Below are 14,527 nucleotides of genomic sequence, written 5' to 3' on the forward strand. Positions count from 1 at the left end.
AAAAGTTATTTGTCAGTAAGCGCGTCTAGGAAGCGTTCTGCATCCAATGCTGCCATACAACCTGTACCAGCAGAAGTAATCGCTTGGCGATAGTTATGGTCCATTACGTCACCTGCAGCAAACACACCTTCGATGCTAGTTTGTGTTGCATTACCTTCAAGGCCGGATTGAACGATGATGTAACCATCTTTCATGTCTACTTGGCCTTCGAAGATTTGCGTGTTTGGCTGGTGGCCGATCGCGATGAATGCGCCCATTACTGCCAGATCCTCAGTCGCACCGCTGTTCACGTCTTTGATGCGAACACCCGTTACGCCCATGTCGTCGCCTAGTACTTCATCTAGTGTGCGGTCTGTGTGAAGAACGATATTGCCGATTTCAACCTTATCCATCAGACGTTTTACAAGGATCTTCTCTGCGCGGAATGAATCACGACGGTGGATCAGATGCACTTCTGATGCAATGTTTGATAGGTAAAGCGCTTCTTCAACAGCAGTGTTACCACCGCCCACAACTGCCACTTTCTGATTGCGGTAGAAGAAACCATCACAAGTTGCACAAGCTGAAACGCCGCGACCTTTAAATGCTTCTTCAGATTCAAGACCTAGGTATTTCGCTGATGCACCTGTCGAGATGATCAACGCATCACAAGTGTACTCACCAGAGTCACCTTTTAGACGGAATGGACGTTGAGACAGATCCACTTCGTTGATGTGATCGAACACGATTTCTGTTTCGAATCGTTCTGCGTGCTCTTTCATGCGTTCCATCAAACCTGGGCCAGTAAGACCTTCTGCGTCACCAGGCCAGTTTTCTACTTCAGTAGTGGTCGTTAGCTGACCACCTTGCTGCATTCCCGTTACTAGCACAGGGTTTAAGTTAGCACGCGCTGCGTAGACTGCTGCGGTGTAACCTGCTGGGCCAGAACCAAGAATTAATAATTTACAGTGTTTTACGTCGCTCATTATGGCTCCATAGAGGGCTGAACATTTCTTTCGATTGTATGGAAATTCTTAGTGCTTTAAAAGCATAAACGGATTGTACTGATCGAATTATTGGTTATAGGTTAGAACTTGCTGATGTTCATCGTGAAGTGTTTTCTTCTAGCATAAAATTCTATTCATAGTGCAGAGTTCTAGTTTCAAATACTGCTGAGTCTCTAGTTTGAATGTTTAAACTAATATGTAGCCATTCAGTAGATATGTATGTTGTTTTTTTGTTTTTGTTGAAGCTATCAACGTCAAATTCTGGTAATTGCAGAATATTTGCGTATCCTAGGTTGTAAATTAAATGTTAACTAATACAAACCAGATGTGCCTCATTAAAGGAGCCAATGATGTTACATTCACGTGAGAACACCCTACATTTAACTCAGCTCAGCATGGCAGCGATTGAGCAGCTTTCTCCTTCCTTTGAAGGTTTACCTCGTACTGAGCACGCTGACGGCCAATACCGTCTTCGTCGTTACTCGGTCGTGGGGTTCGAAAATGGTCAGGTAGTCGATTTAAACAAAAACAGCTTTGTACAGTCTTCGGATATAAACCGTTTTCAAGGCGATGTGGTTCGTCAATTTGAGCCAATTGAAAAAGGGATTCTTTCCAGCGAAGGTTTGCGAGAAATGTGTGAGCTGTTCGTTAACGCAAATCATCTACCAAATGGTCAGGAAATCGAAATTCACCAAATGCGAATCACCGCAATTTACGATGAAACACAAGTTGCGCCAGAAGGAGTACACCAAGACGGCTTTGACCATATTGCATTAGTCGGTGTAGGGCGTCACAACATCATGGGTGGTGACATCATGCTTTACAGCAGCCACAACCAAGCGCCTTTCTTCCGTAAAGTGCTGGAGAATGGGGAAGTAGCAATGCTGGCAGACAGCAAACTGTGGCACAACGCCGTTCCAATTCGCTCAGTGATTAATGATCAAGAAGGTCACATGGATGTATTTGTACTGACAGCGACGGACAAACGAAATGAACTTCAATCTTAACCAAATTCGAGAGCAGTTTCCGGCATTGGCGCAATACCATAACGACCGTCCAGTAACGTTTTTTGATGGTCCTGGCGGCTCTCAAGTTCCGCAGTCGGTGTTGGATAGTATGGTTAGCTACCTTGGACGATTCAACTCCAACCTTGGTGGTCATTATTTCTCAAGTCGAGAGACAGTTGATGTCATGCAATCGGCTCGCGAATCGGCACAAGCTCTGCTAAACGCACCGTCTTCCGGCAATATCGTGTTTGGTGCGAATATGACTTCGCTGACATTCCAGCTTAGTCGTGCGATTAGCCGCGATTGGCAAGAGGGCGATGAGATCATTGTTTCAGCTCTAGACCATTACTCTAACGTGTCGAGTTGGCAGCAAGCGGCTGAAGACAAAGGCGTGGTGGTTCATCAAGTCAGAATTAATGAAGAAGATTGTACGCTGGATCTTGAGCACCTTCAGAGCTTGTTGAATGAGAAAACGCGCTTAGTCGCAGTGACTTACGCATCGAACACCACCGGCTCGATTGTCGATATGTACCGTGTAGTCGAAATGGCACACAACATTGGTGCTCAGGTGTATGTGGATGCTGTTCATTATGCGCCACATCATTTGGTTGATGTACAAGCGTTAGGGTGTGATTTCCTTGCTTGTTCTGCTTATAAGTTCTTTGGGCCCCATGTCGGCATCGCTTACATCGCCGATCAATGGTTGCACGCAATCAAGCCTTATAAAGTTGAGCCTGCAACCAATATTGGGCCAGGACGTTTTGAAACGGGCACGCAGAGCTTCGAAGGTTTAGCTGGCGTGACTGCTGCTATCGAATACCTAGCGCAATTTGGTGATGAAGGTGCATCACTTCGTCAGCGCTTAGAGCAAAGTTATGCTTTGTACAATCAGCATGAGCAGCAATTAAGTGCGCATTTCTTGCAGCGCTTGAGTGCGCTTGATGGGGTGAATCTGTTTGGTATTAACAATGAAAGTAGCCAGCTGAGAACGCCAACGTTCGCGCTTACGTTTGATAAATACTCCCCAGAGTTCATTGCTAAGACATTGGGTGAGCACAATCTTTGCGTTTGGAACGGCCACTTCTATGCGCTAGGGCTGGTTCGCCAACTGGGGCTCGAAGAATCGGGTGGCGTGGTGCGAATTGGTTGTATGCACTACAACACAACCGCAGAGATCGATATGTTGTTTGATATGTTAGAGAGCATACTCGACGCGTAATCATCGACGATTCCACAAATCAAAAGCTCGAGCACTTGGCTCGAGCTTTTTTGTTTTTATAGAGTGAAGGTGGGCTTATTCGCTCACTTCAACCTCATAAGAGGTGAACTTACGCACGTTTATCACGCCAGTATCAAAGATCAGGTATTGGCCTTTAATGCCTTGCAGCGTACCCGTAACAATTGGGTTTTTATCGAAGTTGTGCGAAGTAATTTTGGTGGGATGCTGCTGAACTGGGTAGCTTAGGGCAGTGATATTTTCACTTAGCACTTCGATCGCGTCGTCACCGTACTGTTGCTTAATCTCAGCGATTTTATCTTCCACTAATGGCAGCAGTTCTGCAAAGCGTTCTTGCAGCTCAATTGGCTCACCATCGCCCTTAAGTAGCGTTCGCCAGTTAGTCTTATCGGCGATGTGTTTTGCTAGCTCGATTTCAATCAAGCCAGAGATATGACGAGTTTTCACTTTGAAGATAGGCAGACCTTGTGTCGCGCCTTGATCGATCCAACGGGTTGGAATTTGGGTATGACGTGTGATGCCCACTTTCAAACTCGAAGTATTCGATAGGTAAACGAAGTGGTCCACCATGCAGTTCTCTTCACCCCACTGCGGCTCACGGCAGGTGCCTTGTTCGTAGTGGCAAGTTTCTGGCTTCATGATGCACATGTCGCAACTTGCCAACTTCTTCATGCAAACAAAGCAGTGGCCTTGAGAGTAGCTCTTCTTGGTTTTCTTACCACAAGAACAACAATAGATGTTACCTGTGTGAGTTAGAGTAAGGGTTTTTCCAAGAAACGGACTCAAATCCACTTCTTCTTCACCCACTGGCAGTCGGTAGCTTACTGCACCACCTAGAGAAGCACGCATTTTGTTTAGCGTGCCTGTAGCAATTATTGACATGACATTACTCATTATTGTGTTTTTGACCAGTATATACCGAAGTAAAGAAGAGAGGCAGAAGAAAGCGGTGTTGAAATGGAATTGAAGCGTGTTCGCTGCCTTTTTAAACACCCATCTCTGAGCAGCGTGAAATGCTTCGCAAATAAGAATTAGCGAGAACATTCTTACAGACTTGAACCAAAATCACATTTAGTTTGTAACTAAGCTGTATTGAAAGTGAGAGTGTGGATTAAAAATCACTTTTTAACTTGATAAATAACTTTATTTGAAATGTGAAAAAACTTTCAGTACATTTGCTTAAAATAAACAGAACGATACTCAGTAACTAGGTTGATCACGATGAAGTGGATACATAAACTAATCTTTGCATTGTCGATATGCACCATCAGTTTAGTGGCGCTATACAGTTTGCTTGGTGATACTCGTAAACTGGTTGTGACCCCAGACTTATTTAATATCCACGTAACAAACGATGCAGTTGCTGGTGGCCTTAGCGAGTCTGACATTACCTACCAGAATCACAGCTTGGTGTTGAACTGTGATTTGAAAGAGAGCAAATATGCATGGCCATACTGCGGAATCTCAGTCTATACCGATGTAAAGGAAGCAACGAAAGGGCTCGATCTTTCGAGTTACCATACCGTTCGTCTTAAAGTCCGCTATGAATCGGCAGGGAATGGAGAGAATCCAAGTAAGAACTTACGTTTGTATTTGAGAAACTTTAACTCGGCTTACTCAGATCCAAATGATGAGTACACCATTAAATACAATGGCATGCAGTTTTCTCCCTCAGATTTCAGTGAGATCATCGAAATCCCAATTGCAAACCTTCAGGTGATGACATGGTGGTTGAATGACAACGATGTCGCGATTGAACATTCCGCACCGGAGTTCTCCAATATCACCCGAATTGATATCGCAACCGGAGCGGGTGCCGCTCTTGGTAACCACAAAATTGTAATCGACAAAATCGAGTTCGAAGGGGCATACATAGAGCAGTCGACACTGCTGTTTGCTTTGTTATTCTCATGGATGGCGCTGGGGTTAGCATTCTCACTACAAGAAATGCGTAAAAATAAAATCGCATACAACAAAGTACGGAAACGCCACCGCCATTTAGAGAAGGTGAATTCGACGCTTCGTACACAAAATTATGAATTTGCGGAACTGGCTCATCGCGATGCTTTAACTGGTGCGATGAACCGTCACGCGGTACAAAGTTGGCTAGAGCAGCAAGCACGACAAGTCCGATGGGGGCATGACTCGTTCTCCATTCTTTACATGGACTTGGATAAGTTTAAACGTGTTAACGATAAATATGGCCATCAGATGGGCGATGATATCTTGCGTGAGTTCGTGATGGTGATTGCAAGCTCAATTCTACCTGAAGACCGACTTGTTCGTTGGGGAGGGGAAGAATTCGTGGTCTTCTGCCCGAACACGAATATCGAACAAGCCGTTAAAAAAGCGGAATTGATCAGAGAGAATGTTGAGAAGCATCTTTGGGTGCATGGTGAGCTTTTGACGTGCAGCATTGGTGTTGCTCAAATGCAGAATGAGCGTGTTTCTGAAACCATGGCGCGTGCCGATGAAGTCTTGTATTTAGCCAAACGTAACGGCCGAAATAGAATTGAGGTTAACTACGGTATGCAAAAGCAATCTGAAGCGGCAATTGAGGCTTCATAGAAAAAAGGTGGCCGACCGACCACCAAAAGGGAACTGCTGAACATGACTAGGGGGTAGTAGTTAGGTATTCGGGTGATTACCAAGGACAGCAGTCGTAGTGCTAGTTTAAAAAGAGAGCGGCGTTTAAACGTCGCTCTCTTTATTTTGGTCAGGACAATGTTTTATCAAAACCGTGTGTTTACCAGAACAACCAAGCGAATAGCGTCAGTGCACCGATACATGCAACGTTCAGCACCATACCGATTCGCATCATCTCTTTCTGTTTGATATGACCCGTCGCAAATACAATCGCGTTAGGTGGCGTTGCTACTGGCAGCATGAACGCACATGATGCAGCTACAGCAATCAATGCTGACAGAATGACTGGCGATAGACCAAGTGCCTCTGCAATGGTGGCAAATACTGGTACCAATAGCGCTGCACTTGCTGTGTTACTTGCAAACTCTGTTAAGAAAACAACAAACGCAACCACTGATAGGATCGTGAGTAGTACGCCTGCTTGCTCTAAGAAACCAGCTAGACCGTTAGCTAAGAATACGCTTGTCCCTGTTGCTTTAAGGACGTTACTGAGACAAATACCGCCGCCGAATAGGATCAAAACACCCCAGTCAGTCGTCTTTTCAATGTCTTTCCACTCTACAGCGCGAGAAGCACCAAGCAAAAGAATCGCACCAATCGCCACCAAAGTATCGAACTTCGCGAAGCCGCCCAGCATGGCGTTAATTGGTTTGCTGAAAATCCAGAATGTTACTGTTAATAGGAAAATCGCCAGCGTGATCTTCTTACCGTTTGTCCACTCAACAGGTTTGTGGTCAAGTTCGAATTGATGACTTAAATCCGGCTTGGTCATCACGTAAAGCACCAAGATTGCGATAGGCATAAGAATCAATGAAATCGGCAAGCCAAGTTCCATCCACTCGGTGAAGCTCAGACCAACTTCTGCCGCTGCGATTGCGTTTGGTGGGCTACCAACCAGTGTTGCGATACCACCAATCGACGCACTGTAAGCGATACCAAGTAGCACGAATAGGTAAGTGCTGTGACTCTTCTTCGCATCTAGTTTGCTCATTACACCAAGAACCAAAGGCAGCATCATCGCAGTTGTTGCCGTGTTAGAGATCCACATTGATAGACCCGCGCTCACACCAAACAACATGAAGACCGCGACAGACATTTTACCGCGCGCAATCAGCAATACCTTGTCGGCAATCGCTTGATCGAGTTTTTGCTTGTGAAGCGCGGCGGCGAGTGCGAAACCACCCAAGAACAAGAAAATGATCGAGTTGGAGAAGTTGTTCAGTGCGGCTTGGGTATTGAATACGCCTAAGAACACCGCGAGTAACGGGATTAATAGGGCCGTGATGCTTACGTGAATGGCTTCCGTCAACCAAAGTACGGCAACGAAAATCAAAATACATAAGCCGGTTACGACTTGGGGCTCAAAGGGTAAGGTGTTGAACAGAATAGCGAATAGCAGGACATTAGACGTCAATATCATGCTGTTGCGTGTGAAGAACCAGTTCTTCAATGTCACAGCGAGTGCGGTCATGGTTGTGCTCCTTTTGCATTGCCTTAGTGTTGGTTTTTTATGGCAAAGTAACTGACTTGTAGTTATTTATTAATTTAAATGTTACTGCGAATGCGAAAGGGTGTTTTGTCTGAATCGGCGGCGGAATAAGAAAGTGTGAGGTTGAGAATTGGAAATGGGTAGAAATCTACCCATTTACTTTTAATGAATTGTTATCGTGGTGTTGTATTGAACAAGGATGTTGAAAGAAGCGACACTTGGCTCGACTCACTGAACCGGGATATTGCGTTCGTTGTCGATGGCTTCCTGCTTTTCTTCCACCGCAACGATTGGCTCTTGAGGGCCAAGGAAGCGCGGTTGCGTATTCATGATGTACAAGTCCAAAAATGCTTTCACGCGGGCCATCAGTTCACGTGTTCTCATATTGAGTTTCTGCTTACTCGCTGTTGGGCCCGCTACGGCCAAACACTGTGCATCGATATTATAAGCATCAGCAATAAACAGAGCGCGCTCACAATGGAATCGTTGTGTGACAATCAAGAAACGCTCGGAGGCGAAAATCTTTTTAGCGCGCACGATGGAATCTAAAGTACGAAATCCTGCATAGTCGAGATGAATCACTTCTTCTGGCACACCAGCTCTGAGTAAATCGCGCTTCATCGTCCAAGGTTCATTGTAAGAGCGATGTGCGTTGTCTCCACTCAACAAAAACTGCTTTACTTTTCCTTGTTTGTACAGCTCGATAGCGGCGTTGATTCTGTGGGTGTAATAAGTATTGAGGATTTTCCCAATGTACTTACTGGTGCCAAGTACGACTGCGACTTCGTGCTCTGGCACTTGTTCGTAGTCGGTAAAGATTTCTTCTTGCGCTTGCAGCACGACCCAGCGGTCTATGGTGATAACGGTGACCAAAAGGCCGAGTAAAGAGATCGACAAAACCAAAGCCAGACGCTTCCATGAGAACTTGAGCTTCCAGTTTGACTTTATGCGAGAAAACAGCAAAACTTTCGATGTCCTTATTTCAATGTGTATCCCTCATCATATCTGATAGAAATGAAAAGAGAGAAGCCCATTTATGCCAAAATATGGTTAGGATGAGAAAAAAAAGCATAAAAAACAAAAGCCCCCGCGATGCGAGGGCTAAATATTATACAAAGCGTAGCAAAATTTAGAATGCTGTGCGTTTGTAACGACGGTAAACCGGCTGCCAGAATGCTTGGTCAATGGCATCGTTTAGCGCTTCATCGGTGATTTCTAGCGCAACACCTTGTTCAATCGCTTTCTTCGCTACAGCGAATGCAATCTTCTTCGATACCAGGTGAATTTCCTCTAGTGGCGGAAGTAGGGCACCGTTGCCGTTGATAGCCAATGGCGAACATGTTGCCAATGCACGGCTTGATTCCATCAACATTTCGTCCGTTACGCGCTTGGCATTCACTGCAAGTACACCTAGGCCGATACCAGGGAAGATGTAGCTGTTGTTACATTGTGCGATTGGGTAAGAGCGACCTTCATGAACCACTGGCTCAAATGGGCTACCAGTTGCTACTAGTGCCTCACCGTTTGTCCAACGAATGATGTCGTTTGGTGTTGCTTCTACGCGGCTCGTTGGGTTCGATAATGGGAACACGATCGGACGCTTGCAGTGTTTGTGCATCTCTTTGATCACTTCTTCGCTGAAGAGGCCTGGAGCACCCGATACACCGATCAGTATAGTAGGCCTAGCGTTGTGCATCACATCAAGAAGTGAGAAGCCATTTCCTTCATTTTCCCACTTCTTCGTATTATCGAACTTCTGAACTAGGCGCTGTTGGAAATCAAGAAGGTTAGGCATGCCTTCTTGCAATAGACCCCAACGGTCAACCATGTAAACTTGTGAACGTGCTTTCTCATCAGAAATCCCTTCCGACACCATTTGTGCGATGATCGCTTCTGCGATACCACAACCTGCCGAGCCAGCACCCAAGAAAGTAATACGTTGATCAGACAGCTTAGTACCTGCCGCTTTACATGCCGCAAGTAGAGAACCGACGGTTACCGCCGCTGTACCTTGAATATCGTCGTTGAAACAACAGATGCGGTCTTTGTAGCGCTCTAGAAGTGGCATTGCGTTTTTCTGTGCAAAGTCTTCGAACTGGATCAGGGCATCTGGCCAACGGCGTTGTACTGCTTGGATAAACTCTTCAACAAACGCATCGTAATCTGGACCAGTGATACGCGGATGACGCCAGCCCATGTACATAGGATCGGCTAGACGTTGCGGGTTGTTAGTGCCCACATCCAGTACGATTGGTAGTGTGTAAGCTGGGCTGATACCGCCACACGCTGTGTAAAGAGAAAGCTTACCGATTGGAATACCCATGCCGCCGATACCTTGGTCACCCAAGCCCAAGATACGTTCGCCATCCGTTACCACGATAACTTTAACGTTGTGGTTTGCTGCATTGTTTAGCAGGTCATCGATACGGTCACGGTTCGGGTACGAGATAAACAGACCACGGCCACGACGGTAGATGTTTGAGAAGTTCTCACACGCTGCACCAACGGTTGGTGTGTAGATGATCGGCATCATCTCAGAAATGTGGTTTTGAACTAGGCGGTAGTATAGCGTTTCGTTCGTGTCTTGGATGTTGCGCAGGTAAATGTGCTTGTCCATGTCACTTTCAAAGCTTTTGTACTGTTGGTACGCACGCTCTACTTGTTCTTGGATGGTTTCAGTCGTCTCTGGTAGAAGACCTTCCAAGTTGAATGAACTACGTTCTTCTCCGGAGAACGCACTGCCCTTGTTCAAAAGAGGGGTCGCTAAAAGAGCCGGACCCGCATATGGGATATAGAGTGGGCGCTTGTCGTTGTTCATTGGGTGCCTTAAATGTAGGGTTGAAGGATGCGTGCAAAATTCTAACGGGTTCACTATTTAGTTGTAAACATTCGTTGATGTACATCAACGTAATGTCGCAAAAAAATCCAATTACCGACGAAAATATCGTCACTGAAACGATAATACTGTCATTAATTAGTCAGAAGCGATTCCTAAAGCAGGAATTTCTCACTCAGGTATAATGCCTCGCAATCCATTATCACGTTCTATCTTTTATGTCTCAATTACCTATCGATAGCTTACAAGCTGAATTTGACCAACTCGTGAATCACCACCATTTAGTGGTAGAAGCCGAAACCGGTTCTGGTAAATCCACACGGTTGCCGCTTTGGGCGGCCAATCACGGCCGAGTATTGGTGATTGAGCCACGTCGAATTGCTTGCACATCGTTAGCCGAGTTTCTTGCCGAGCAATCTGGCCAACCACTTGGTAAGAAGATTGGTTACGCGATTAAGCTTCATGCACACTACGATGAAAACACCAACGTCGTGTTCGTGACCCCCGGTGTTGCACTGCGTTGGTTCGCGGAAGACAAACTGGCTAGCTTCGATATCGTGATGGTGGACGAATTTCATGAACGCCGCTGGGACATTGATCTCCTTACGGCGATTTTAAAGCAAGAAAAACAGCACCGGTTGATTGTCACGTCAGCGACCTTAGAGGGTGAAAAACTGGCGAACTATTTGGATGCCAAACGGCTGCGATCGGAAGGTCGTTGTTTTCCTGTTACCGTTACCCATCGTTCACTGGATAGCCGTTACTTGCCGAACAAAACGGGTTGCGAGAACGATGTTGTTCGCACGGTGAAAGAAGCTTTGGAAGACGAAGAGGGCGATATTCTCGTTTTCTTACCGGGTCGTAAAGAGATCACTCAATGTTCACAGATGCTGCAAAACCTTGATGATGTGCTGGTGGTGAAGTTACATGCGTCAGTCAGTGATGAAGAACGCCACCGTGCATTGACAGTACAAAAGCAACGCAAAGTGGTGTTGGCAACCAACGTCGCGGAAACCTCTCTGACCATTCCAAACATCCGCGTCGTGATCGACAGTGGTTTAGAACGCAGAACCGTGCAACGAAATGGACGCACAGCACTGACGTTAACCAACATTTCTAAAGCCAGTGCGGCGCAGCGAATGGGGCGGGCAGGTCGTGTTGCTGAAGGGGCGTGTATTCGCTTGTTTGGTGAGCATGCTCCGTTGGAACTGGTGACGCCACCTGAATTGCACCGTGAAGAACTTGTAGAGCCAATGCTCGCTGCGGCTTGTTGTGGTTATAGACTTTCCGAACTTTCCTTCCTCGATTCTGTACCTGAAAAGTCACTCAACTCAGCACGCCAAACCCTGCAAGGGATGGAAGCGATAGACGAGCACGGTGACATCACCGAACACGGTAAAAAAGTTTACCCTTTACCAATTGATGCCTTATTTGCGGATTTAGTGACTCGTATCCAGACCAAATCAGAAAAAGAAGCAATGATCGACTTAGCAGCAGCGCTGTCTATACCCGCTCAATTGTATCAATTGCAAGGTGGGGAATCGGCGGAAGCATTAGCACAAGAAGAACCATTTGGCTGCGATGCCTCATTGATGATTCGTTTGGTGCGAGGGGAGCAGCTTCCTGGCGTTAATGTTGATGCGAGCGTGCTTGATGAAGCGCAAGGTTTAGCAAAGCAAATGCGAGAAGTGTTTGAACTGCCGGATCTTGAAGTCGCATCGCGATACAAACGCGATGAATTGACTAAAGCCATTGCCACGTTACATCCAGAACTTGTATTTGTTCGCCGAGAACGACGTCGTGACGCGCTAGGCAATGGCTTGATGGAAATGATGGTCGGGCGCAATAGCCGTTTTCCCGAAAAAAGCGAAGCTGCATTGGTGCTAGATAGTCACAGCGTGCCCGGACGAGGCGTAAAGCAGACTCTTAACCTTGCCTCTGTCATGCTGCCCATTTCACTTAAGTTGTTGCGTGAATTAGAACTTGGCGAGTGGCAGCAAGGCGAAACCAATTATGAGGAAGAAGTGCCGCGCGCGACCATGCATTTGACCTATGCTGGGCGAACCATTTGCACGGAATTCCAAGCGCTTGAAGGTGGTATCGCAGTTCAGTCCATCGTGGAGATGATTGAAGCCGAAACGCTACTGCCGGGTTTTGCCCCGTTAAGAAAACAGCAAATACAACATTGGAAGATTTATAACGCGCTTGGATTAAATCAAGAGCCTATCGATAAAGCCACGCTTGATGGTTTGTCGTTTTCAACTTGGCTCGTGGAACAGTTAGAAACGCTTGGCGTGGAAAGCATGGAAGACATTGAACTATTTGAAGCGGACGATATCCCATTCGAAGGCATTCCTGATTGGGAGTATCAGGACTTTGCAGAGCAATTTCCGCTTAAACTGCTGTTGGCTGAATTAAAACTCGATGTGGAGTACTTCGTGTCTCGCAAGTTGGTTCATGTTATTTATACCGATGGCAATCGAAAGGGGGACCCTAAACGCTGGGAGCTACCTCGTTGGTCTGGTTGGAAAGTGCAGTACAAAAAAGCCAGTCGTGTGCTGGATGTGAAATAAGGAAATTCATAATCCGGAACGATAATTGCTTTAATCCGTTTCCCTTGCAGTTTATGACCTAATTTTTAGGTGATAAGGAATGAATTTGCCGCTCCTCTTGAGCGGCGTGAAGGAAAACGATGAAATATAAAGTAATTCCATTCTTGTTGTGTCCCGCATTGGCTTACGGAAAAAACATTGCGCAGATTTCAACTTATGAAGACAACTACGTATTAGGTACATACACCACCGACATCAATCAAAACGCTTACAACGAACTCGGTTCTGAAATGGACTCGCTGCAACAGTTTGAAGTGAAGTTTCAGATCTCAGCTTCGATCCCGTTTTACCGATTCAGCTCTGGCACCGCGTTAATGGGCGCATACACGCAAAAGTCTCTCTGGCAACTCGCTAACTCTGACATTTCCTCTCCGTTCAGAGAGACCAATTACAAACCACAAGTGTTCTTGGCTCACCAATCAAACATGTTGTTATTTAACCACTTAGAGTTAGGTTACAAGCATGAATCAAACGGCCAGTCGAGTAAGCTTTCTCGTAGCTGGGATCGTCTTTATCTCGCTGCTGAGCGTTTCTCCGGTCCAGTTGAATACGGTGCGCATGCTTGGTGGGTTGTCACCACAGAAAATGACGACATGGAAGACTACTATGCACCCTATGAATTGTGGGCGAAGTTCTACACTGGCGCTGGTGTGTTTAATACCCGAGGCTTCTACAACTTTGCCGATGACAAAGGTGGCGTAGAATTGGGGTACACCTTGTACTTTAATGACATCTTAGGTTTGTATGTTCAGGGCTACCATGGCTATGGTGAAACCTTGATTGATTATGACCATTCACAAACCCGTATTGGACTGGGAATCAAATTGGTTAACCTCTAGTACCGATTTGCTTCTTCTCCTTGTGGGAGCGTGCTTTTAGTTTGGCGTTTAAAATATTAATCAATTGGATGCGTATATATGGCGAAGCTGTACATCATTTGTTACAAAGCTGGTTTTAATATTTCCTTTTGAGGTCAAATTAAGGCATAAAAGACCATTGTTTTATATCCTATTGCTATATCAAAGTAATTGAACGATATTTTGTATACCTCAGTTCAGAGTGTCGAGGCATAGGATGGAGCAACAAGGAAAGACATGCATTGAATTCGACTACACAAGCTTCCTAGGAGCAACGGGAAGTAAGAAGTGGACCTTTTTGGAGGCCTTCGCCACCATCGCTCCCATTTTTGGTCTGATGTGGAAACAGAACATCGCGGAATTAAGCCAACCAGAGGATCGCCTTTGGGATGCTGCCTTAAAATCGATGTCTTCACGTCAGAGCGATGAATCCAATCTAGTGATGTTGGTGAAACTAGCAAAACATGAAGGAATCCATGAGTTACGTGTAGTGATGCCTTATTCGTTAGACTCTCAGCAGATAGAGTACATTGAATCTCGAAGTAAACTAAAAGTAGAAACTGCAGAGCAAGATGTACTTAATTTGAAGCTCTAACGCCAAGGAACATATCCTCAAACACAAAGCGACCTATAACGGGTCGCTTTTTTTGTTTTGAATATCACATTTATCAATAGCTTCATGGTTTGTTGGAAATGTGATGAATATAGAGTATTTACACTTTAATTAACAAAAATGTCATATCCAGAAATGCAATTGTCATAACTAGCTTCTAACTTAATGTTTTTTAGAGTAATTAGCCAAACAAACCCAATACCAAAATTGGCTTGTTACTTAGCGTAGGAAAACGCGCATCGAT

General features: G+C 45.6%; 11 protein-coding genes. 6 read left to right on the top strand and 5 right to left on the bottom strand.

Annotated elements, in window-relative coordinates; genetic code table 11:
- Positions 1-5: 5 nt before the first annotated feature.
- Complete coding sequence (gene trxB, locus KIO97_RS09885) at positions 6-965, bottom strand: thioredoxin-disulfide reductase (RefSeq protein ID WP_285382251.1); 960 nt, start codon at positions 963-965, stop codon at positions 6-8.
- Positions 966-1,336: 371 nt separating this feature from the next.
- Between trxB and KIO97_RS09890 the strand changes: the two genes are divergently transcribed.
- Together KIO97_RS09890 and KIO97_RS09895 are read left to right on the top strand one after the other, a co-directional pair.
- Positions 1,337-1,993, top strand: a complete 657-nt coding sequence (locus KIO97_RS09890) for a 2OG-Fe dioxygenase family protein (protein ID WP_005428534.1) — start codon at positions 1,337-1,339, stop codon at positions 1,991-1,993.
- On the top strand, positions 1,977-3,212 hold the full coding sequence (locus KIO97_RS09895) for a cysteine desulfurase-like protein (RefSeq protein ID WP_285382253.1): 1,236 nt from the start codon (positions 1,977-1,979) through the stop codon (positions 3,210-3,212). The genes KIO97_RS09890 and KIO97_RS09895 overlap by 17 nt, the downstream gene beginning before the upstream one ends.
- Positions 3,213-3,287: 75 nt before the next feature.
- On the opposite strand, the gene KIO97_RS09900 is transcribed toward KIO97_RS09895, so the two are convergent.
- A complete protein-coding gene (locus KIO97_RS09900; protein ID WP_285382255.1) occupies positions 3,288-4,112 on the bottom strand; it encodes a DUF2797 domain-containing protein in 825 nt (274 codons plus the stop codon).
- Between the two features lie 339 nt (positions 4,113-4,451).
- On the opposite strand from KIO97_RS09900, the gene KIO97_RS09905 reads away from it, so the two are divergent.
- Positions 4,452-5,798 (top strand): diguanylate cyclase, encoded by a 1,347-nt coding sequence (locus KIO97_RS09905; protein WP_285382257.1) that lies wholly within the window; start codon positions 4,452-4,454, stop codon positions 5,796-5,798.
- Positions 5,799-5,976: 178 nt separating this feature from the next.
- Here the strand turns inward: KIO97_RS09905 and KIO97_RS09910 are convergent, their stop codons facing one another.
- The 3 genes from KIO97_RS09910 to KIO97_RS09920 all read right to left on the bottom strand — a co-directional run bounded on the left by KIO97_RS09910 (position 5,977) and on the right by KIO97_RS09920 (position 10,183).
- Positions 5,977-7,347 carry a DASS family sodium-coupled anion symporter gene (locus tag KIO97_RS09910; protein ID WP_038891330.1) on the bottom strand — a complete coding sequence of 457 codons (1,371 nt, stop codon included), beginning with the start codon at positions 7,345-7,347 and terminating at the stop codon, positions 5,977-5,979.
- Between the two features lie 246 nt (positions 7,348-7,593).
- The gene (locus KIO97_RS09915; RefSeq protein WP_285382260.1) at positions 7,594-8,328 is read right to left on the bottom strand and encodes a vancomycin high temperature exclusion protein; all 735 of its coding nucleotides are present in this window, start codon (positions 8,326-8,328) and stop codon (positions 7,594-7,596) included.
- Positions 8,329-8,494: 166 nt separating this feature from the next.
- Positions 8,495-10,183 carry an NAD-dependent malic enzyme gene (locus KIO97_RS09920; RefSeq protein WP_285382262.1) on the bottom strand — a complete coding sequence of 563 codons (1,689 nt, stop codon included), beginning with the start codon at positions 10,181-10,183 and terminating at the stop codon, positions 8,495-8,497.
- Positions 10,184-10,419: 236 nt separating this feature from the next.
- Between KIO97_RS09920 and KIO97_RS09925 the strand changes: the two genes are divergently transcribed.
- The 3 genes from KIO97_RS09925 to KIO97_RS09935 all read left to right on the top strand — a co-directional run bounded on the left by KIO97_RS09925 (position 10,420) and on the right by KIO97_RS09935 (position 14,265).
- On the top strand, positions 10,420-12,774 hold the full coding sequence (locus KIO97_RS09925) for a helicase-related protein (RefSeq protein ID WP_285382264.1): 2,355 nt from the start codon (positions 10,420-10,422) through the stop codon (positions 12,772-12,774).
- 119 nt (positions 12,775-12,893) lie between these two features.
- Complete coding sequence (locus tag KIO97_RS09930) at positions 12,894-13,652, top strand: phospholipase A (RefSeq protein WP_005428061.1); 759 nt, start codon at positions 12,894-12,896, stop codon at positions 13,650-13,652.
- 235 nt (positions 13,653-13,887) lie between these two features.
- Positions 13,888-14,265, top strand: coding sequence for a hypothetical protein (locus KIO97_RS09935; protein ID WP_005428025.1), 378 nt, complete (start codon positions 13,888-13,890; stop codon positions 14,263-14,265).
- Positions 14,266-14,527 lie beyond the last annotated feature (262 nt).

The sequence above is a fragment of the Vibrio sp. B181a genome (assembly GCF_030248375.1).
GTDB classification, from domain to species: Bacteria; Pseudomonadota; Gammaproteobacteria; order Enterobacterales; family Vibrionaceae; genus Vibrio; species Vibrio campbellii.